The organism is Vibrio sp. GJ43-1 (assembly GCF_055808835.1).
Map to the genome: position 1 here is coordinate 1,414,579 of NZ_CM147885.1, position 21,281 is coordinate 1,435,859.

The window sequence follows — 21,281 nt, forward strand, 5'->3', positions numbered from 1 at the left end:
TTGACGTCTAGCAAAAGTAGAATATGAGCCGTCTTCGCATAGTGTTATGTGCAGACGGCTCACTTATTCGGTCGTCATTGAATCGCCAAGTAAACATGTAGAGACTTAACCATTATGAACTACCATCAGTATCACCCGATAGACGTTGTAAACGGACCAGGGACAAGATGTACGCTTTTTGTTTCTGGCTGTGAGCACCAATGCAGAGGGTGTTACAATCAATCGACGTGGTCGTTGCGCTCTGGACACGCTTTTACACCAGCCCTTGAAGATCAAATTATTGCTGATTTGAATGATACGAGAATTAAGAAGCGTGGACTCTCTTTATCTGGAGGGGATCCACTGCATCCGGCTAATGTTGAAGCGGTACTTAAATTGGTTAAGCGAGTAAAATCCGAGTGCGTTGGAAAAGATATTTGGTTATGGTCAGGTTACACCTTAGCGAACTTGTCTGCCAAGCAGCGTGAGGTTATAGATCTTGTGGATGTGCTGGTGGATGGAAAGTTTGAGCAGCCACTATTTGACCCAGAACTTGAGTGGCGCGGCAGTTCTAACCAAATTATTCATCGCTTTACTGAAATTTAGCTCATCGTTTCGCTGATTGTGGTGTAATTCTCTGCAGCTCGCATAGTCGAGCGCATAAAAGTATTTCAATCATTCGAATCTAGTGATAACGTGAAAGCCATTGCTTGAATTTCAAAGGGTTGTGACTTTCATGTTTTCTCATTTATCCGAGCCTACGCTCGATCCTATTCTTTCTCTTTCTGTCGCTTACCGAAACGATCCTCGCGAGGATAAAGTTGATCTTGGTATTGGTGTCTATCGCAATAGTGAAGGCCAAACGCCAATTATGAAAGCTGTTTCCGAGGCACAACGAATTGTGACCAATGAACAGCAAACCAAAGCTTATGTCGGCTTAGCGGGTTGTGAAGAGTTCAATCAAAGTATCGCCAAAGTTGTGTTTGGTGAAACCCCTATTTATGACCGAATGTCTATCATTCAAACACCGGGTGCAAGTGGGGGTCTAAGAATGTTAGGGGACCTGCTTAACGTTGCAGCACCGGGTACGACAGTATGGTTATCGAATCCAAGTTATGTGAACCATAAACCAGTGATGGAAGCGGCAGGTCTAAACGTTAAGTTTTATCGCTATTTCAATACTGAAACCAAGCAGGTCGACACTGATGCGATGTTGACCGATATCAGTTCAGCGGGCGCTGGCGATGTTGTATTACTGCATGGTTGCTGCCATAACCCTACCGGAGCGGATATTTCGCTAGAGGATTGGAAACAGATAACCGATCTGAGCGTACGTAATGGATTTGTTCCTTTTGTTGATGTTGCGTACCAAGGCTTTGGTGACGGCCTGGAGGCAGACGCATTTGGTCTGCGTCACATGGCAGAAAATGTCGAAGAAATGTTGTTAACGACGTCTTGTTCCAAGAACTTTGGTCTGTACCGTGAGCGAACTGGGGCGGCGGTTGTAATTGGCAAAAATGCTAAGGAAGCGGCGAACGCCCGTGGAAAACTTCTGACCTTGGCCCGTTCTACCTATACGATGCCACCAGATCATGGTGCAGCACTGGTCAAAACGATTTTGGCCGATGAGCATTTAACGAGTCAGTGGCAAACAGAACTGTCAGAAATGCAGCAAAGATTGGTTTCGTTACGCGATGGTCTATGTAAAGAATTAAAAAACAATCATTCATCTGACCAATTTGACTTTATCATGGCTCACAAAGGCATGTTTACTGTGCTAGGATTTACAGCAGAGCAAATGCAGCGCCTACGAACTGATTTTGGTATTTATGGTGTAGATGACGGTCGAATTAATATTGCTAGGTTTGTCAGAAACGCAGTTACCTTATGTCGCTAATGCTCTTATGTCTGTGAGCTAACCGTAATTTTAGCGCGTGAACGATAGCGCGCAGTTTAAGTAAATCGTCGTTCATTCGTTGATACCACTGAATGGTAGTTAGCAAAATGGCGACGGTAACCCTATAAAAAAAGTAATAAAAAGGTGAATGAATGAAAGCGTGGAAAGTGATTTTACCACTGATGTTGAGTGGCGGCTTAGTGGCATGTTCTACAACAAGCCAAACTGAATCAGTGACTCCACCACAAGTAGAAGAGCCTAAAACGGACTCATCTGCAACGCAATCTCCAGCCGACTCTGAAACGACGAAAGCTGATCCAGTTAAGCCTGAGCCTGAGGCCGAAAAGCCTGCGATTGTTGAAAAAGAAACCAAACCCGCAGAAAAGCCTACTAAACCAGCGGTGAAACCTTCGCCTGTGAAAAATGGTGAAGGGAAATTGATTCTAGGTGAGCAGGAATATGTTCGTCTTGTTGACATGAAAGTAACCACAAAGGCAAGGGTAGATACTGGTGCGACGACTTCATCATTGAGCGCGGTGGATATTGTCCCATTTGAACGCGATGGAAAAGACTGGGTGAAATTCAAGGTTAAGCACAAAGGTGTTGAGTCGAAAGAAATGAGCTTACCCGTTGAACGTTGGGTAAAAGTGAAACAGTCTGGTTCAGAAGAGAGTGATAAACGACCAGTTGTTCTTTCAGCAATTACTATTGGTGATATGACAAGCAAGACCGAGTTTACATTAGCGGACCGTACGCACCTTAAATACCCAGTGCTATTAGGCAGAAGTTTCTTTAGAGATGTAGCCTTGGTGGATGTTGGTAGAAAATACGTACAACCGAAACCAAAATCTAAGTAAACCGAGATCTAAGCAGAAATCGAACTTGGTAAACACAATAAAAAGGCTTTCATAATGAAAGCCTTTTTGCTGTTTGAGTATTATTTGAACTAAATTTCGAACGCTATATCGATTATGTTTGATCGTTAGAACTCAAATCTGACTGACATTTGTACTTGTGGTCCGTAAATACCACCATCTTTAATGTCAGCACCTAGAGCAAGTTGATCCGTTGAGTGGAAACGAGCACCCGCACTCCAAATAAATACCGTGTCATCACGGCGATTTAACATACCAATTTGACCAACGCCTTCGATATTCTCGAGAAGCCATACACGCGAGCCAATATTAAACTCTGACATAAATTCACTATCAAATTTTTCATCGTCGCGCGTTTTTACATTGTGAACGAGAAGTTGGCCATATATGTCGGCAAATTGGCCAGCAGGTCCATTAAAACCAATACCACCAGCGACATCCCAGTCGCCTTCAAAGCGAGAGTCTCCACGTACAATAATATGAGTGTTTTCGGTAAAGAAAGTACTAAACTCTGCTCCTACTGTACCTGGGTTTGCACCTAAGCGAACTTGAAACGCGTTGTAATTAAAATTATTAGCTTGAACTAACGATGGGGCGGTGACTGCTAACGCTAAAAGGGCAGTACGACTTGCTTTACCTAGCATGAGAACTCCGTAATGAATGTCGACATAAGGTCAAAATGATCAATTCGTCAAGTATATATAAAAAAGGTCTGCAAAATACAGACCAATTTATCTTATGTCGAGACATTCGTTACATTATTTGAATATGGTCCACCTCAATTTCCGGTGTAGAGCCACCCTCATACTCGCCAAAAATACGGACTTTGGTTTTATTATCAATTGGTGTGGTTAAAACGACGTCATCTAATTCAACTTGTATTTCCGCGTTCCCATCACTAAATATAAACTTGTCGCCTTTAATTTGGCGCACGAGATAACCATCAACGATGACGTTTTGTTCGCTAAACATGCTGTTATCCGCCAGCAATTGACTGACCGATGTAGTATCAACGGGACCGTTATACACGACGGCTGGGACTGTTTTATGCCCACCGTCTTTAGCGAATACAAGAGCAGGGGCGAAAGTGAGGGCCGTAATGATGGCATAAGTTATTTTTTTCATGGTGAATATCCTATTCTGTAGGGCTGGTTGTTATGCGAGTTCGTGGTCTATTAAAGCGCACCATCGCTTAACGGTGTCTGAGCCATGCATTCATTTTCAATTCACGCTGGCTTTTATTTATGCCTTGTCGTTTTGTTGAGTAATACTGTCATTTTGACTATGACAGTATTTGGGATATCTAAGTAAAAAAGGTAAACTAACCAAAGGCTTTGAAAGGATAATTAGGAACGTATGCGTCGGACTTCACAAGCTCTGATGGTGCAAGGCACCACATCAGATGCCGGGAAAAGTGTATTGGTGGCAGGTTTGTGCCGGGTGTTGGCGAGAAGAGCGGTGAACGTTGCCCCCTTTAAGTCGCAGAATATGGCACTGAACAGTGGCGTCACTCAAGATGGGGGAGAAATTGGCCGTGCACAAGTGGTGCAAGCCCAAGCGGCGAAGGTGTTACCAACGGTAGATATGAATCCTGTATTGATTAAACCCAACTCTGATACGGGTGCGCAGATCATCATACAAGGTAAAGCTTTTACCAATATGGATGCGGTTGATTTTCACGGCTATAAAAAAATTGCAATGCCCTATGTTATGGACTCGTTTAACAAACTATCTCATCAGTTTGATACCATTATTATTGAGGGGGCGGGCAGTCCTGCAGAGATTAACTTAAGAGAAAATGATATTGCTAATATGGGGTTTGCGGAAAAAGCAGACGTTCCCGTCATTATCGTGGCCGATATAGATAGGGGTGGTGTATTTGCCCATTTATACGGCACATTAGCACTGTTGTCTGAATCTGAGCAGCGCCGGGTCATTGGTTTTGTGATCAATCCGATTTAGAGGTGATATCTCTCTTTTAGAGCCGGGATTGGACTGGTTAGAAAAGAAAACGGGTAAACCTGTTTTGGGTGTCATTCCCTATTTGCATGGGCTGAATATTGAAGCTGAAGATGCCATTGTGGGCGAGCAAATTAAAAACGATAAGACTAAGCTAAGTGTCGTGGTTCCAGTGCTCACACGCATAAGTAATCATACCGATTTTGATGCATTACGGCTGCATCCTGATATTGATTTCAGGTACGTCGGTAAAGGCGAGCCGTTAGGCAGTGCTGATCTAATTATTCTACCTGGTTCTAAATCTGTAAGAGATGACCTCGCGTATCTACGAGAGCAGGGTTGGGATAAAGAAATTTTCCGTCATTTGCGCTATGGTGGAAAAGTGATGGGAATTTGTGGCGGTTATCAAATGCTCGGCAGCACAATTTCAGATCCACTGGGCATTGAAGGCGTTGCTGGTACAACACAAGGGTTAGGACTACTGCAGTTAGACACGGTATTAGCGGAACACAAGCAGTTGAAAAACGTTACTGGTGAGATTCAGCTGTTAGATAAATGTTTACCAATCCAAGGTTATGAAATTCATGCAGGTGTCTCACAAGTTGATGAGAAACAACCTATTATCAGTAGTGACAATGTCACTGATGGGGCGATAAACGAGGACTCAACAGTACTTGGGACCTATTGGCATGGTCTCTTTGATTCTGCTGATATGGTAGAGCTGGTCGCTGAATGGGTTAATGGTTCTCAGATACCATCATTTTCAATAGCCGACGAAAAGGAAAAAGCGATTGATTTAATTGCAGACGCGATAGAAGCACACATGAATCTTGACGTGCTATGGCCAGATATCCAGTTGGACTCATAATGAAACGAGTTATCGCATTAATGATGGTGACAATGTCACCTTTTGTGTTAGCTGAAAAACTTACCGTTTATGCAGCGTCATCAATGACAAATGCCGTTACCGCCTTAGCTCAGAGCTATGCAGAGCAAAGCGGTGTAGACGTTACAACCGTGTTTGGTGGGTCGGCGTCTTTAGCTAGGCAAGTGTATCAGGGAGCGCCTGCCGATGTGTTTATTTCAGCCAATGAACGTTGGGTTGATTATCTTGTCGAGCAACGCATTACCTCGGGGGAGGCAATATCTGTCATCGCGAGAAACCAACTGGTTGTGGTATCAAATACTCGATTACTGCCAGATCAAACCTTTGTCGTGCTTGAGGCGCAATCTTGGAAACAAGCTTTGGGTGATGGTCGTTTAGCCATTGGTATTCCGACGTCGGTGCCTGCTGGGATTTATGCTAAGCAGTCTTTAGAGTCAGTCGGTGTGTGGGAACAAGTGAAAAATCAACTGGCGCCGTTGAGTAATGTTAGACAAGTGTTGGCAATGGTAGAGCGCGGTGAAACGCCACTTGGGATTGTATATAAAACGGATGCTTTGCTTAGCCATGAGGTGGAGGTACTCGCGACATTTGATAGCAATACTCACGATGCCATTATTTATCCTTTGGTAAAACTGAGCCAATCTAAGCCTTCAGAACAATTTCGTGAGTTTGTTTTGTCTAACGAAGGACAACAGCTACTGAAGGCGTATGGTTTTGATACCGATGATTCTGAAGGGCAGTAAGGAGGAGACTAACAGTGCTGACAATATCTAAAGGCGTTCGAGTTTATGAGCATTCTACCGCGATTAGACGACCTTATTTCATCAAGTTGACACAAATAATTAAAATAATGACGGCGATTTAAATGGGTGAACTTATTGATGGTAATAGTGAATAGACGATGTTGAGTGAATATGAACTTCAAGCACTATGGCTGAGCCTCAAAGTTGCCAGTGTTGCAATCATCTGGTTGATCCCTATTGGTATTTTCTTTGCGTGGATATTGAGCAAGAAAACATTTGTTGGTAAAAGTTTGCTCGATAGCTTGATTCATTTACCGCTTGTTCTTCCGCCCGTTGTCGTTGGATATCTCTTGCTAATCTCTATGGGGCGTCAAGGGTTTATAGGGCAGCACCTGTACCAATGGTTTGGTATTAGTTTTAGCTTTAGCTGGAAAGGGGCCGTGTTAGCTTGCATCGTTGTGGCATTGCCATTAATGGTACGCTCTATTCGTTTATCGATGGATAGTGTCGATCATAAGTTAGAGCAGGCAGCGCGTACACTTGGTGCCTCTCCATTAAGGGTATTTTGTACGATCACCTTGCCACTGATCATTCCTGGTGTAATCAGTGGCACAATGTTGGCTTTTGCACGTAGTCTAGGTGAGTTTGGAGCGACGATCAGTTTCGTGTCTAACATTCCAGGAGAAACGCAAACCATTCCATTGGCGATGTATAATTTCTTGGAAACTCCAGGCGCTGAAGCGGCAGCAATGAGGTTGTGTATTATTTCTATAGTGGTCTCACTGGCATCGTTATGGTTTGCAGAAGGATTGAACCGTTGGACCCAAAAGCGGCTAGGAGTTCAGCGTTGAAAGTGATTGATATTAATGTTCGAAAGCGGTTGTCACAGCAGGACTTCCATTTTAGCGCTGAACTTCCTCCTAAAGGTATTTCGGCTATTTTTGGTCGCTCCGGTGCAGGAAAGACAACATTTATTAATTTGCTTAGTGGCTTAACGGAACCTGACAGTGGAAACATTAAGGTTCAAGACACTGTTCTGTTCTGTTCTGATCAGGGCGTTAATATTCCGATAGAAAAACGAAATATTGGCTATGTGTTTCAAGATGCACGCTTATTTCCGCACATGAAAGTTCGTCGCAACCTATGTTACGGCGTCACAAGTTTCGATCAAACGCATTTTGATGAAATACTTGCTCTATTGTCTATTCACGATTTGCTAGAACGATATCCTTCACAACTATCAGGGGGGAAAAACAGCGTGTCGCGATTGGTAGGGCATTGTTGAGCAAACCGGATCTATTACTAATGGACGAACCACTCGCATCTCTGGATCTACCAAGAAAGCGTGAGGTAATGCCTTATTTGGAGCGCCTTTCGAGCTGTATCGACATTCCCATTATTTATGTGACGCATAGTTTGAATGAAATACTTCGTCTTGCTCAGCACCTCATCGTGATTGACCATGGGGAAGTTGTTGAATCGGGATCAATTGAAAAAGTGTGGCGCTCACCTTCAATGCAAGCATGGCAATCTTTTTCTGATAAAAGTGCTTTGTTCAAAGGTAGGATTATTGAGCAGAGCCAACGTTACGCATTAACAAAGGTAGCGCTCAACTCACAGAGCTATCTTTGGGTGCAGCATACACAAGGGGAGCCAGGTGAACTGGTTCGATTACGAGTAAGAGCGAGTGATGTCTCTATTGCTTTAGAGCGGCCTTCGAAAACCTCGATACGGAATATTCTCGCGTGCGAGATTAAGTCTATTAGCATGGGCGCGCATGGGAGTTCAACCCAAAGCGTTGAAGTACTGCTGAGCTTAGGTGAAGATTCAGAGCTTGTCGCTGTGGTTACTCAGTGGGCTGTCGAAGAATTAGAGTTAGCCATTGGGCAACGCGTATATGCTCAAATTAAAGGGGTGAGTGTGGCACAACGGGATATTGCGTTAGATCCTCATATCTAGCGTTATAGCCCCAGAACTAGCGTTAGTCCCAGATCTAGAGTGGGTCACTAAATATAAAAAGGCACAGCTATATAAAAAAGGCACTATAGTCAGTGCCTTGATATCGAGCATATACTCTAGCTTGAAGTGACGTTACTTTTCGAACACTTCTTTAAATTCACGCTTCAAGATTGGGTCACGGCGGGCTTTTTTGATTTGTTTAACCATGTCTTTAATACAGTTATGTAGTACTTTATCAATTAGGTTCGCACGGTAATCTTCTTTTTCTTCGTCGCTCATGTCTTTTGGAAGATCCATTGATGCGAACTCTTCCATTGTGTTTACCCCTGCAAAACCTTGGCTCACAGAGATAAGACCATGGAATTGTTCGAAGTTATCAAGAATGTTTTGAGCACTTCCTGGTAGCGAGTCCCATGCTTCACGTACCGCTTCTTCTGTCACTTCATGGATTGATACAATCATGTTGTGTAGAGCTTCCGGTACTTCATCAAATTCGATGACTTTGCGCAATTCAGGTGAGATGGTGGTTAGATCTACAGTTGTTGTTTCGGTGTTTTGAGTATCAGACATACGGCTATCTCTTCTGAAAAATGTTCGCCTATCCTAAAAAAGGCAGGATAAAAGTCAATAATAAACTGTGTCGCAAAAAAATCCTCGTTTAAATGCGATTTTCCCGACTCACGAGTCAAATCATATGGAAAATATGGGCTTAAATGAATATTGTTCTATTATGTGTTATATCTTAGTAATAGTTAGAAAGTTTAGTTTTTACAGGGAAAGCTATGATTTCGATGGATTCTTCAATGAGAATACTGTTGGTTGACGATGCTCAACTAGAGCGAATGCAACTGCAGATCAGGTTAAAACAATTGGGGCATGAGGTCGCGACAGCAGCAAGTGGCAAAGAGGCACTCGCCCTTTATCCTAATTTTGATCCTGAACTCGTGTTACTGGATATCTCTATGCCAGAAATGGACGGGTTTGAAGTCGCAGCTAAGATACGGGAACGGTATCTAGAGGATTGGATTCCTATCATTTTTTTAAGTAGTCATGAAGAGCCTGAAATGATTGCTAAAGCTATTCAGGCGGGCGGTGATGACTATTTAGTGAAACCTGTAGATAAAATAGTGTTGCAATCTAAGCTTATTGCAATGCAAAGAATTGCCCATATGCGTAGAGAGCTTAAACAGGCCAGCGCCCAACTTGAAGAAGCTAATAAGGCGCTTCAGCACCAAGCCAATGAAGATGGTTTGACTAAGCTATTTAACCGCCGTTTTATGGACCAAAAATTACTTGAGTTAGTCCAGTGGCATGGTCGCCACCAAGCCCCACTATCCGTCATTTTAATGGATGTCGATCACTTTAAAGCCTACAACGATAATTATGGACACACGCAAGGCGATCAGTGCCTGATAGATCTTGCTCAATTTCTTGACGTTATGTTTATTCGAAGTGGGGAATATGTTGGACGTTATGGCGGAGAAGAATTTGTTATATTCATTAGTAACTGTGATATTGCAGGGGCTGAAGACCATGCGTTGCGCGTTATAGACGGTGTAAGTGGCTTGAATATTCGCCATGCTTATTCTTCTACTGCAGAGTTTGTGACGCTGTCACTCGGTGTCATCAGTTTTATTCCGCAGGGCACAGAACCCATCACTAATTTGTATGAATGCGCCGACAAATTGTTGTATGAAGCAAAACGTAGTGGTAGAAATAGATATGTTTTGCCTATTAATGGAGACTTAGTTCCTTCAATCACATAGAATTTTTGTGTTAAAACAAAGAGTGATGTTTGGTACGTTTTGTACAGGGCACTTCGCCGTTTAAGATACGAAGGCCACATATTTAGCTAGATACGGATTTCATTAACCGTCTTTTTCATCGCTGAACTTGATATTTAGTGACATGTTTACACTCTAAGAGGTTTGAGTGCGCAATTTCCCTTCCTTTTCTCCGCTGGCGGCTTTATTTTTTGTCTGTACTCAGGCTCATGCTGATCCACGTTACGCGAGCATATTTGAAGATAGCTTCGCTGCCGCGATTATTCTTACCGATAGCGATGCCTTAACGCTCGGCATTAAAGATTTTGATCCTAACGACTGGCTTAATATTGATAACGATAATATCGGTTCTCAGGACGCACTTGATTTAAGGAAGAGCATTGGTGTCTCTACCTTACCTTTTACCTTCGAACTCGAGGGTAACGATATAATGAAACAGCGGGCGATTTTAAGGTTTTCAGCCCTTCGTGCAGAAGGAGATGTTGTTGATATCCCTAATCAACCGACGGACTTACATAAAGAAACCATACTTGGTGTATTCACCAAGCTATGAACAAAATATTGAATTTTCTCAACATTGGAGTTTTGAAACGGGCGTAGGTGTACATTTGCAATACTATGTCAGCGACTACGACTTTAACTCCAATGTATCTCAAGAGTATCTTAAACCAGTCATTGATGGTCAATTAGTCAACACAGATGCGTGGGCGGCGACAGTGCAACCTAAAGTAGGATTTGTGTATTCAGCACCAAGAAATTGGGGGCATGTTAAGTATAACTCAACCTTTAACTATTTTTCTGGTGTGGGTTGGGGGAAGGCGAATAATGGTGATGTGGGTACTCCAGAAGGTTGGTATTGGTCCAACGAAGCGAAATTCTTCTATGACGTTACTGATTGGGGACGTTCTGTCCAAACGCTATATTCAAGTATTCGACGTGTTGATGTTGGCGGTGATACCGTTGGTACGATTGGCGCGCAGTATTACTATGAAGGTACCGTGGGTTGGTTGATGACACCACCCTTTAAGATTCAGTTTGTCGATAATATCGGCGTGGGGTTTAGCATTAACTATGGTAGTGCTCTAAAGGGGGGAGCTTGGTATTGTTCTTTAATCAAGACTAGATACCTTGTTGACATTGTGTAGTAAGAGATCGACGGCTGGCATTATAAGGTAGCTTGCGTGCTTATGTCATTGAATGAACACGGTTTCTTCCTAGCTCTTTTGCTTTGTATAGCGCTTTATCTGCTTTTTTGAGCACTTGTTCTGGTTTATTAGTATTTTTGCTGTCTGATACACCAATACTGACGGTAATACTCACTGTGGAACTGTCATTTTCTTTACCACGACGTTGAGCCCCCGCTTTATTGTTTTTAGGGCGCTGCTCATTGTCTCTAATGACCATTTTATAGTGCTCAATTTCGCCTCTAAGATCTTCTAAGAAAGACTTACTTTCTTTGACCGTCTTTCCTTTGAAAAGAATAGTGAACTCTTCACCCCCGTAGCGGTAGACTTTCGCATTGCCACCCGTGCTTGCCATTCGAGAGGCAACGAGTTTCAGTACGTCATCACCTGTTTCGTGCCCATAGGTATCGTTAAATTTTTTAAAATGGTCGACATCAAGCATCGCTATCGTGAACTTTCGCCCCAAGTGCTTCATATCCATCTCGAGTGCTCGTCGACCTGGAATATTCGTCAATCGGTCGTTAAACGCCATTTGGTGGCTTGCCGAAATTACGTAAATAATCACTAATACTCCAGCAAGAGAGAAAAGCGTACTGGAGACATAAGGAAGGTGGAAAAAAATGAATGTTGTGCTGGTTAGCAAAATACAAGTATAAACGACAGCATCGATAGGACGATTGTAATTAAGGACAAAAATACCTGTAGCCCCCGTCATCGCGATGCAATACAGAATCAATACGATAGGCAGTCTCGATATGGCTGGAAATGAGAAGAGAAGATCTTCTTCAAACCCGCTAAAGCCGCCAGTATAAAAATGCGTCAAAATGAGGTAGGTCCAGAGCAAAAAGCTCAAGATAATGGCGCTAAAGATATACATACCCCGGTTGAAAATACCGAGTATCGGGAAATAAGAAAGCTAGGCAACATGATACTGGAAGTAACAAGCTGACAAGGGATAATTCAAGCAGCGTCGTACCAGTGGAGATTGGTGTTTGCAAACGGGTTTGAATAACCGCATAAGCAAGAAGCATCGCCATCGACACCATGGCGATGCGCGACTGTTTAAAGCTGTGGCTGAGCGCAAGTGCGGTGCCAAAAAGAATGTAGGGGAGGTTAGTTGTAAATCCTGAATTGGCTTGCGTTGCTTCAATAATGTGGTTCATTCCGATAAGTACGCAACTAATCAATACGACAGGAATAAACAGTCGGAACAAGTTTGAGCTAGCAAAAGATGGTGACATTTATGGTACGGCTCAGGGCTTAATAATTTACATGTATATGATAGTTAGCATACGGTAATTTGATGTTTTGCCAAGTCTTTTGTTAATGAAAGTTTGAAAAGTATGGTGTTCAGCTCGCATACCTGATAATACATGCATATTCAGGTTTCTACTGACATTAGTCCAACCGCACTAATGGCAACGCGTTTCTGTTGCAGTGTGGTTGACCAAACCGCAAAGAGTCGACACCATAAGGCAAACAAGTAAAGGGAAACAAATATCGGTTGGCTTTTAACTGTAGTTTACTCATCAATAGTAACGGTTCAGTGACTGCCTATAGGTATGACGTAGCTAGCTAGGACATAGAGTCGATCTTCGATGACAACCTCTTAAATAAAAAGGATCTAAGATGGGATTTTTCTCAAAATTATTTGGTGGAAAACGCCAAGAAGAAGCAAAAGAAGTAGAGCCTGTAGAATACAAAGGCTTTTTAGTTTATCAAGAGGCGCTTTCAGAAGGTGGCCAGTATAGAGTAGCCGGTAAGATCACTAAGCAAATCGCGGACGAACTAAAAACACACCGTTTTATCCGTTCAGATGTGTTGGGCAATGAAGCTGATGCTAACGAGTTAATGCTAAAAAAGGCACAGATGTTTATTGATCAGATGGGCGACAACATGTTTTAACGCCATTTTGCCATGGTTGTTACTTCTGGAAAGACCAGTTTGAGTTTTTGGTATTAATTGATGTTGGTCATCCGCTTACAGGTAAAATTGTCATAACATGACGCGTCTACCTGAATTCTTCCTGTAAAACCTTAAAATTATACAGGTATGACCTCTAAATAGCGTAATAAATGTAGTTTTTTTACTGAAAAAGATTGTTTAATCTTCCTTACATTCAGTTATATGTAATGAAATATAGTCTTTTTCTTACAAAAGACTTGATGTTATGAAGTTGGTTGGTTAAAAAAGAATAATCATTGTGCCAATAGTTAAGGAACAGCTATGCAAATTGGTGTGCCAAAAGAAATCCTCGCAGGTGAAACGCGAGTCGCTGCAACACCGAAATCGGTCGAGCAGCTGTTAAAATTGGGATTTGATGTCTCAATAGAATCACAAGCTAGGTTCGCTCGCGAGCTTTGACGATAACGCTTATGTCGCCGCTGGCGCGAAAATAGTGACAACCGAAGAGGTTTGGAACTCAGAGCTTATCTTTAAAGTAAATGCGCCAACGGATGAAGAAATTGCCCTACTCAACGAAGGAGCTAGCCTAGTCAGCTTTGTATGGCCTGCGCAAAATCCTGAATTGATGGACAAGCTATCGAGCAAAAACATTAATGTGATGGCAATGGACGCGGTTCCTCGAATTTCCCGTGCACAAGCTCTTGATGCGTTAAGCTCAATGGCGAATATTGCTGGTTACCGTGCCGTTGTTGAGGCGGCTCATGAGTTTGGACGATTCTTTACGGGACAAATTACTGCTGCGGGTAAAGTTCCACTAAGCAAAAGTTCTTGTCGCGGGTGCGGGTGTTGCAGGACTCGCTGCGATTGGTGCTGCTGGCAGTTTGGGTGCGATTGTTCGTTCTTTCGATGTTCGACCTGAAGTAAAAGAGCAAGTTGAATCGATGGGGGCTGAGTTCCTAGAAGTCGACTTCAAGGAAAACTCGGGTTCTGGTGATGGCTATGCCAAAGAAATGTCTGATGAGTTCAACAAGAAAGCGGCTGAGCTTTATGCTGAGCAAGCCAAAGATGTTGATATTATCATTACCACCGCGCTTATTCCTGGTCGTCCTGCTCCGACGCTGATAACCAAAGAAATGGTAGATTCAATGAAAGCGGGTAGCGTCATTGTTGACTTAGCCGCTGCCAATGGTGGTAACTGTGAATACAGCGTAGCGGATCAAGTAGTGACAACACCAAATGGCGTTAAAGTCATTGGTTACACTGACATGGTTGGTCGCCTTCCTACACAGTCTTCCCAACTTTATGCGACAAATATCGTTAACTTAATCAAGTTATTGAGCAAAGAAAAAGATGGCAACATCAATATTGATTTTGACGATGTGGTGTTGCGTGGTGTCACCGTCGTTAAAGAAGGTGAAGTGACCTGGCCTGCGCCACCCATTCAGGTTTCTGCTCAGCCAACTGCTCCGAAAGCGGCTCCGGTTAAGCTTGAAGCAGAAAAAGTCGAAGAACCAACATCTCCAGTTAAAAAGTTCGCTGGGTTGGCTGTTGGGCTTGGTGCATTCGCTTGGGTGGCGTCCGTTGCTCCTGCTGCCTTCTTATCTCACTTTACAGTATTTATTCTTGCATGTGTCGTTGGCTATTACGTAGTTTGGAATGTATCTCATGCATTACATACACCGTTAATGTCTGTAACTAATGCTATTTCCGGCATCATTGTTGTTGGTGCGTTATTACAAATAGGACAAGGTAACGGAGCGGTCACAGTGCTTGCGTTTATTGCTGTTCTTATCGCAAGTATCAACATATTTGGTGGCTTTACTGTTACCAAGCGTATGCTTGAAATGTTCCGTAAAGACAAATAGGAGGCGACATGTCTGCAGGATTAGTACAAGCCGCTTATATTGTCGCGGCGTTATTCTTTATCATGAGTTTAGCAGGTCTTTCTAAGCAAGAATCTGCTCGTTCAGGCAATTACTATGGCATAACGGGTATGACTATCGCATTGATTGCGACGATCTTTAGCCCAGATGCCCAAGGGTTTGCTTGGGTTATTATCGCAATGGCAATCGGTGGTGCGATCGGTATTTTCTACGCAAAAAAAGTAGAAATGACTGAGATGCCAGAATTAGTCGCGATTCTTCATAGTTTTGTTGGCCTTGCAGCGGTTTTAGTAGGCTATAACAGCTACTTGGAGCCACCTGTTGCTATTTCAACCGATCTCGCTGAAATGCACGCTGAACATGTTATTCATTTAGTTGAAGTCTTTTTAGGCGTGTTCATTGGTGCGGTGACATTTACAGGATCCATTGTTGCTTTTTGTAAGTTACGTGGTGTCATTTCTTCTTCACCACTGAATATTCCTCACAAGCATAAATGGAATTTAGCGGCGATTGTCGTTTCAACGCTTCTTATGATCTACTTCGTGAAAGCAGATGGCAGCATGTTTGCGCTTCTTGTCATGACTTTGATTGCGTTCGCATTTGGTTACCATTTAGTCGCTTCTATCGGTGGCGCTGATATGCCAGTTGTCGTGTCAATGCTGAACTCATATTCAGGTTGGGCTGCCGCTGCAGCAGGCTTCATGCTTGCAAATGATCTGCTGATTGTTACAGGTGCGTTAGTGGGCTCTTCTGGTGCGATTCTGTCTTACATTATGTGTAAGGCGATGAACCGTTCATTTATCAGTGTTATTGCTGGCGGTTTTGGTCAAACAGTTGTAATTTCTGAAGATCAAGAGCAAGGTGAACACCGTGAAACAACAGCAGAAGACGTGGCTGAAATGCTCAAAGATAGCAAATCAGTCATCATAACTCCTGGGTATGGTATGGCAGTGGCTCAAGCTCAGTATCCCGTTCATGAAATTACCGAAAAGCTTCGTGCTCAAGGGATCGATGTCCGTTTTGGCATTCATCCGGTAGCAGGTCGTCTTCCTGGTCACATGAACGTTTTACTTGCTGAAGCGAAAGTTCCGTATGACATCGTTCTTGAAATGGACGAGCTAAACGATGACTTCCCTGAGACTGACACGGTTTTGGTTATCGGTGCAAACGACACGGTAAACCCAGCGGCGCTAGAAGATCCAAATAGCCCAATTGCGGGAATGCCAGTCCTTGAAGTTTGGAACGCGAAGAATGTCATCGTGTTTAAACGCTCGATGAACACCGGTTATGCAGGTGTTCAAAACCCACTTTTCTTTAAAGAAAACACGTCAATGTTATTTGGTGATGCTAAAGAAAGTGTTGATGCGATTTCAAAAGCACTTTGATAAAAGCGTGACAATCGAGAAAGCCAGCGGAAGCTGGCTTTTTTTTCGACTTTTTACACGATAAACACATTATTAACAGAATATTTGCGTGCACTTGGCGTGAATCTTGCCGATAATATGTAAAACTCTGTTGCAATCTCACTACGTAGAGACAAGATCAGCCCTTTGAAGAAATTAACTCAAACATTGTTGCTTGCGATTATATTACCGCTCGCTAGTTCTGCGAGCGCTGAATCTTTGCCGGAACGCATTGATAACTTTGTAAGCTTTTTTGATTATGAGCAAGCAAAGGCTTCCTATGACATTCGTGTCATCCAAGCGGACTTCCCAACACAGTTGTTGACGCTAGGTGTCTATGTTGCCACAAACAACAAAGTATCCTCTAAAGTCAATTCAGCAACTGTATCGATTGGCGCAGCAGTGCAGTGGTAAACTGCCACTAAGCCCGTTGATTACTGAACCATTAGTTTTCACTCGAGCGATGTGTAGTGGAAGAAAAATATCAACGAAGTGGTTTGCTCGAAGTGGGTTGATTCATCCAGGAGGGGGGACATACGCTGCGAGATACATTGCCAAGTATCCAGAGAAAGCAGAAGAGTTAAAAAAGTTCATGCATATTAATGAACGCGAACTCTCACCGCCTGGTTCATTGCTTGGCAGATTGCAAGTCATGGATGAGCAAACGGTTATTTCACTTATACGCGGCTCTTCAATGTTTGTAGAAAATGGAGAGTTGTGGCTAAGGCGAGGAGATATGTACTATCTCTTTGAACCGAATGTTTGGAAGAATAATATTAAAGAAGCGGGTCTCAACTACAAACTGGCATCACAAACATCCACTTGTTTTGTACAACGCGGTAACTTGTGCTGGGAAGTAGAAGATCATTCTGATGTATTAAGAATAAGCATGATCGTATTGATCATCGCGAATATACTATTGGTTATTGGATGGGCTATTTATCGCTGGAATAGCAAGCGTGAAGAACTAAGAAGTCGTATGCTTGTACTACAGATCTTAACCCATGAGCTGAGAACACCTATTGCGAGTTTGTCTTTGACAGTAGAAGGGTTTCGTCGAGAGTTTGAGAGATTACCAGAATCTGTTTATGATGAATTCCGAAGGTTATGTGAAGACACTCGGCGATTAAGACAATTAGCGGAAGCGAGTAAAGATTATTTGCAGTCAGATAACAAACCCCTTGCAACAGAATGGCTTCCATCTGTCCAAGATTGGTTAAGCTTCAAAGCGGAGGAGGAATTTGAAGTTGACGTTAATCTGACTATTAATCAGGACATCGCCGTTAAAATCAATATATATTGGCTAGGTACATGTATCGATAACCTGTTGCGCAATGCGATAAAGTACGGTGTTGCTCCGGTTACGTTAAATGTCATCACTTCTTCAAATTCACTAAGAATTGAAGTGATAGACAATGGTCCATTGTCAGCAAGCGATTGGCGCGAACTGAGGAAACCATTTGTTAGTAAGGCTGGCCTTGGGTTAGGACTTACGATTGTAGAATCTATGGTGGGTCGAATGGGTGGCAAAATGTCACTAGCTGGACCGCCTACAACATTTATTTTGGAGATACCCTGTGAAACAGACACTGCTACTTGTTGAAGATGACAAGAATCTAGCTGACGGCCTTTTAGTAAGCTTAGAGTTAGCCGGGTATAACTGCCTACATGCAGAACTTATCTCTCAAGTTGAACAGTATTGGGAAGAAGCGGATCTCGTTATTCTAGACCGTCAGCTACCCGATGGTGATTCAGTACAACATTTACCTGGCTGGAAACAAATAAAAGATGTTCCAGTTATTCTTCTAACGGCACTTGTTACGGTAAAAGACAAAGTGACGGGGTTAGACGCTGGCGCAAATGACTATCTAACAAAGCCATTTGCTGAAGCTGAATTGTTTGCTCGTGTACGTGCACAACTTCGTGCCCCTGAGTCAGATATTGAAGAAACGAACAAAGTGGTTACTGATAGTTTGGTGATCGATAAATCTACACGAGAAGTAGACTACAAAGGCGAGATGATCACGCTGACTCGTACCGAGTTTGATCTATTACTGTTCTTGGCAAGCAATCTAGGCCGAGTGTTCACCCGTGATGAACTACTCGACCATGTCTGGGGCTATAATCACTTCCCTACGACAAGAACGGTAGATACTCACGTATTACAATTACGCCAAAAATTACCAGGGTTAGAAATTGAAACTCTGCGTGGTGTTGGTTATAAAATGAAAGGCTAATGTCAAAACATTCATTGCTTTTGATTTGTTCACTACTCACAGCATCAACTCAGGTTGGTGCTGAGTGGTTTGAGAACAATACGCCAATCTCACAAGCACATCGACATCTATTGACGAAAGATCAAGAATCAATGTTTCAGTCTTTAGTTGAGATTTGGCAACAACAACCATCGAAAACGATAAAAACTCATATCAACCGTTTGTTTCTTCAGTCACTCGAAGCCGATTGTGGTAAAGGCTACTCATCACAGCCACTACCGAAATGGTTAAGTTCTGTCATAGTTAAACAGCAATCGATTCAAAGCCCCGGGCGAGACACTTTTCAAGCAACTATTGAACTCGAGTCGGAGATAGCGATATCGTCGATCACGCTGAAAAAGTGGGTCAATCGGAAAATTTCGAATGATCGTGAGTTTTTTACTAATGCTGCTAGTGACGTTGTCACTCAATCGGCGATTTACGGGATTCGCTACAATTTGACTTCACCAATTGATGTTGGTCTATATCGATTAGAAGTAAAACGGATTGATGGTGAAGCGTGGAGTCAGTGGCTTATTTTTACAGACCAAGCGCTAAAGCAAACGGTGCGATGGTCCGCTAAAGATAAGTGGCAAATTGAGAAAAACGCATTACTGAATCCATATTGCCCTTTACCTAAGCTAGAAGTCGGGCTCTATGATTATGTGGATGGCAAATATACGCAAGTATGGGGTCAGGAGTACGAATCGGATTACCCAACAGAACTGAAGGCAAAGAATATTCCACCAGACCAGAGTATGTGTTAGCCGTTTCAATGAAACAAACAAGATGGCAAGGTCCAATTCTCTTTGAGCGCTCTCAGATTATAAGTAAAACGTTTGATGTCTCAGTTGATGATTAACATCAGTAAAACAATGCTCTAATCACTAAAGTAAATTCAATTGATGCCGTTAATACCTAGATAAAGGATTAACGGCATTTTCGTAATGAACTCAAGAATTAAAACGCTCACCACACTCTCATTAGTTTCAACAGCTTCAATGTTGCCTTTCGCAATGTCACACGCATCAACATTAGCGATTGATGCAAGAGGCGATGCGATGGGCGGAGTCGGTGTTGTCTCTGCATCTTATCTTACTGCACCATTCTACAACCCGGCGTTAGTCGCCATTTATAGACGTAATGACGACGCTTAAGCATGTTAGTTCCGAGTTTAGGCGTGAGCTATAACGACGAAGACCAAATGTTAGATAAGATCGACACTGCCATTAATTCGCCTTCAGGCGCTACGCTCAATGCCTTGCATGGTACTCAGGCGAAAGTAGATTTTGGTGGGGCTATAGCATTTGGAATACCAAATCGCTACCTAGCGGCGAATATATTTGGTAAAGCGTATGCTGAAAATGTAGCCACACCAGATATTGCGACTGGTGGTACAGATATAGAGAACGCGAATCAGTCGGCGGTCAAGACCGCATCGGTTGCTGTCACCGAAGTAGGGATCTCGTTAGCCCGATATCAGACACTCTTTGGGCAACACTTTTCTTTTGGTGTCACACCTAAGTTACAGCGTATTTATACCTACACGTCAGTAAGCTCCCTAAAAGACTTTAACCTCAATAATATTCGTGAAAACTCGCAAGGTGAAACAGCGCTTAACTTAGATGCGGGCGCACTCTGGTTCAATGGCCCGTTTAGAGCGGGGTTCTCTGCAAAAAATATGTTGTCGAGAAACATTAAAACCGCTACTGGAGTGGTTGATATTGGAGGTCGGAATATTAACTATGGATACGAATATCAGCTGACGCCACTCTATACGGTAGGTGCAGGTTTTATTGCCGACTATTTTCAGTTTTCAGTGGACTACGACTTGAATGAAGAAAAGAAATTTACCCAGTTTGACGATAACGTACAAATGCTACGAGCGGGTATTGAAGTTGATCTAGTTCGACAAATCCAACTTAGGGGAGGGTACATGAAAAATATGGCGCGTGATTCGGAGGGAACGATCACCGCTGGTATTGGATTAAGCCCGTTAAACATTTTCGAAATCGATATTGCTGCGAGTTACACCTCTCCACAAGCCATGGGCGCAACGATTAACTTCATGACCACTTATTAGCGCTTGCCTGATTGAGATTATCGTTTATAGTCCTTCTTTAAGACACACTTCGTCAGGAGGACTTTATGTTTGACGATTTACCAACCTTATCTCACCAAGAGCAACAAGCTGCTGTCGAGAAAATTCAAGAACTTATGCAGCAAGGTATTAGTACTGCTCAAGCAATCAAAATGGTCGCAGAGCAAATACGTAAAGAAAAAGCAGAATTACCCAAGTAGTTAAAATCAAACAGAATCACATGAAAGGCTCCCAATAGGGAGCCTTTTTTTGTGTCTCAATACATACCATTTCATGCTGACAGCATACATAACTGATTAAAATACAACGAAATAACAGCAACTTACCAAAGCACATTATGCTGCCGCAATATCGAGATGCAATTCCATTTTGTAACTAAATTACAGAATGGAATTGCGCTTAATTTCCACTAGCATATTATGCTGGCTCGTGTGCTGGAGTATACGGCAAAAGTAAGTGTTTACTTAT

14 protein-coding genes and 8 pseudogenes are annotated in these 21,281 nt (G+C 42.8%); 18 read left to right on the top strand and 4 right to left on the bottom strand.

What is annotated here, in order from left to right:
- Positions 1-114: 114 nt before the first annotated feature.
- From nrdG to AC0L66_RS23745, 3 genes and pseudogenes are all read left to right on the top strand, one after another.
- On the top strand, positions 115-585 hold the full coding sequence (gene nrdG / locus AC0L66_RS23735; RefSeq protein WP_265674410.1) for an anaerobic ribonucleoside-triphosphate reductase-activating protein: 471 nt from the start codon (positions 115-117) through the stop codon (positions 583-585).
- Between the two features lie 130 nt (positions 586-715).
- Positions 716-1,898 (top strand): annotated as a pseudogene (locus AC0L66_RS23740) (amino acid aminotransferase).
- Positions 1,899-2,028: 130 nt separating this feature from the next.
- Positions 2,029-2,733 (top strand): ATP-dependent zinc protease family protein, encoded by a 705-nt coding sequence (locus AC0L66_RS23745; protein WP_428754292.1) that lies wholly within the window; start codon positions 2,029-2,031, stop codon positions 2,731-2,733.
- A 125-nt stretch (positions 2,734-2,858) separates the two neighbouring features.
- Here AC0L66_RS23745 and AC0L66_RS23750 read toward each other — a convergent pair whose 3' ends face one another.
- Together AC0L66_RS23750 and AC0L66_RS23755 are read right to left on the bottom strand one after the other, a co-directional pair.
- Positions 2,859-3,395 (bottom strand): hypothetical protein, encoded by a 537-nt coding sequence (locus tag AC0L66_RS23750; RefSeq protein ID WP_265674407.1) that lies wholly within the window; start codon positions 3,393-3,395, stop codon positions 2,859-2,861.
- A gap of 109 nt (positions 3,396-3,504) precedes the next feature.
- Positions 3,505-3,876, bottom strand: coding sequence for a YgiW/YdeI family stress tolerance OB fold protein (locus AC0L66_RS23755; protein WP_265674406.1), 372 nt, complete (start codon positions 3,874-3,876; stop codon positions 3,505-3,507).
- A gap of 231 nt (positions 3,877-4,107) precedes the next feature.
- Between AC0L66_RS23755 and AC0L66_RS23760 the strand changes: the two are divergent.
- The 4 genes and pseudogenes from AC0L66_RS23760 (at position 4,108) to modC (ending at position 8,298) form a co-directional block, all read left to right on the top strand.
- A pseudogene (locus AC0L66_RS23760) lies at positions 4,108-5,578 on the top strand (cobyric acid synthase).
- The gene (gene modA, locus AC0L66_RS23765) at positions 5,578-6,339 is read left to right on the top strand and encodes a molybdate ABC transporter substrate-binding protein (protein ID WP_473569713.1); all 762 of its coding nucleotides are present in this window, start codon (positions 5,578-5,580) and stop codon (positions 6,337-6,339) included. Before AC0L66_RS23760 ends, modA begins: the two are co-directional and overlap by 1 nt.
- A gap of 158 nt (positions 6,340-6,497) precedes the next feature.
- A complete protein-coding gene (gene modB / locus AC0L66_RS23770; RefSeq protein ID WP_265674403.1) occupies positions 6,498-7,190 on the top strand; it encodes a molybdate ABC transporter permease subunit in 693 nt (230 codons plus the stop codon).
- A pseudogene (gene modC, locus AC0L66_RS23775) lies at positions 7,187-8,298 on the top strand (molybdenum ABC transporter ATP-binding protein ModC). The gene modB and the pseudogene modC overlap by 4 nt, the downstream one beginning before the upstream one ends.
- Positions 8,299-8,430: 132 nt before the next feature.
- Here modC and AC0L66_RS23780 read toward each other — a convergent pair.
- The gene (locus AC0L66_RS23780) at positions 8,431-8,868 is read right to left on the bottom strand and encodes a DUF3069 domain-containing protein (protein WP_250618617.1); all 438 of its coding nucleotides are present in this window, start codon (positions 8,866-8,868) and stop codon (positions 8,431-8,433) included.
- 233 nt (positions 8,869-9,101) lie between these two features.
- On the opposite strand from AC0L66_RS23780, the gene AC0L66_RS23785 reads away from it, so the two are divergent.
- The 3 genes from AC0L66_RS23785 (at position 9,102) to AC0L66_RS23795 (ending at position 11,227) form a co-directional block, all read left to right on the top strand.
- Positions 9,102-10,064 carry a GGDEF domain-containing response regulator gene (locus AC0L66_RS23785; protein ID WP_473569715.1) on the top strand — a complete coding sequence of 321 codons (963 nt, stop codon included), beginning with the start codon at positions 9,102-9,104 and terminating at the stop codon, positions 10,062-10,064.
- A 166-nt stretch (positions 10,065-10,230) separates the two neighbouring features.
- On the top strand, positions 10,231-10,635 hold the full coding sequence (locus AC0L66_RS23790; protein WP_473569716.1) for a Solitary outer membrane autotransporter beta-barrel domain: 405 nt from the start codon (positions 10,231-10,233) through the stop codon (positions 10,633-10,635).
- Positions 10,616-11,227, top strand: a complete 612-nt coding sequence (locus AC0L66_RS23795; RefSeq protein ID WP_473570879.1) for a Solitary outer membrane autotransporter beta-barrel domain — start codon at positions 10,616-10,618, stop codon at positions 11,225-11,227. Before AC0L66_RS23790 ends, AC0L66_RS23795 begins: the two co-directional genes overlap by 20 nt.
- Positions 11,228-11,267: 40 nt before the next feature.
- On the opposite strand, the pseudogene AC0L66_RS23800 reads toward AC0L66_RS23795, so the two are convergent.
- Positions 11,268-12,507, bottom strand: a pseudogene (locus AC0L66_RS23800) (GGDEF domain-containing protein).
- A gap of 388 nt (positions 12,508-12,895) precedes the next feature.
- Between AC0L66_RS23800 and AC0L66_RS23805 the strand changes: the two are divergent.
- The 8 genes and pseudogenes from AC0L66_RS23805 (at position 12,896) to AC0L66_RS23840 (ending at position 21,013) form a co-directional block, all read left to right on the top strand.
- Positions 12,896-13,171, top strand: a complete 276-nt coding sequence (locus AC0L66_RS23805; protein WP_265674398.1) for an HlyU family transcriptional regulator — start codon at positions 12,896-12,898, stop codon at positions 13,169-13,171.
- 321 nt (positions 13,172-13,492) lie between these two features.
- A pseudogene (gene pntA, locus AC0L66_RS23810) lies at positions 13,493-15,036 on the top strand (Re/Si-specific NAD(P)(+) transhydrogenase subunit alpha).
- 8 nt (positions 15,037-15,044) lie between these two features.
- A complete protein-coding gene (gene pntB, locus AC0L66_RS23815) occupies positions 15,045-16,439 on the top strand; it encodes a Re/Si-specific NAD(P)(+) transhydrogenase subunit beta (protein WP_265674396.1) in 1,395 nt (464 codons plus the stop codon).
- Positions 16,440-16,604: 165 nt separating this feature from the next.
- Positions 16,605-18,060 (top strand): annotated as a pseudogene (vxrA, locus tag AC0L66_RS23820) (sensor histidine kinase VxrA).
- Positions 18,035-18,694: a response regulator transcription factor VxrB gene (gene vxrB, locus AC0L66_RS23825; RefSeq protein WP_250618624.1), complete on the top strand. Its 660-nt coding sequence runs from the start codon at positions 18,035-18,037 to the stop codon at positions 18,692-18,694. Before vxrA ends, vxrB begins: the two are co-directional and overlap by 26 nt.
- Positions 18,694-19,574: pseudogene (locus tag AC0L66_RS23830) on the top strand (DUF2861 family protein). Before vxrB ends, AC0L66_RS23830 begins: the two are co-directional and overlap by 1 nt.
- A gap of 85 nt (positions 19,575-19,659) precedes the next feature.
- Positions 19,660-20,795: pseudogene (locus AC0L66_RS23835) on the top strand (conjugal transfer protein TraF).
- A 65-nt stretch (positions 20,796-20,860) separates the two neighbouring features.
- The gene (locus AC0L66_RS23840) at positions 20,861-21,013 is read left to right on the top strand and encodes a YoaH family protein (RefSeq protein WP_265674394.1); all 153 of its coding nucleotides are present in this window, start codon (positions 20,861-20,863) and stop codon (positions 21,011-21,013) included.
- The last annotated feature ends 268 nt before the right edge of the window (positions 21,014-21,281 follow it).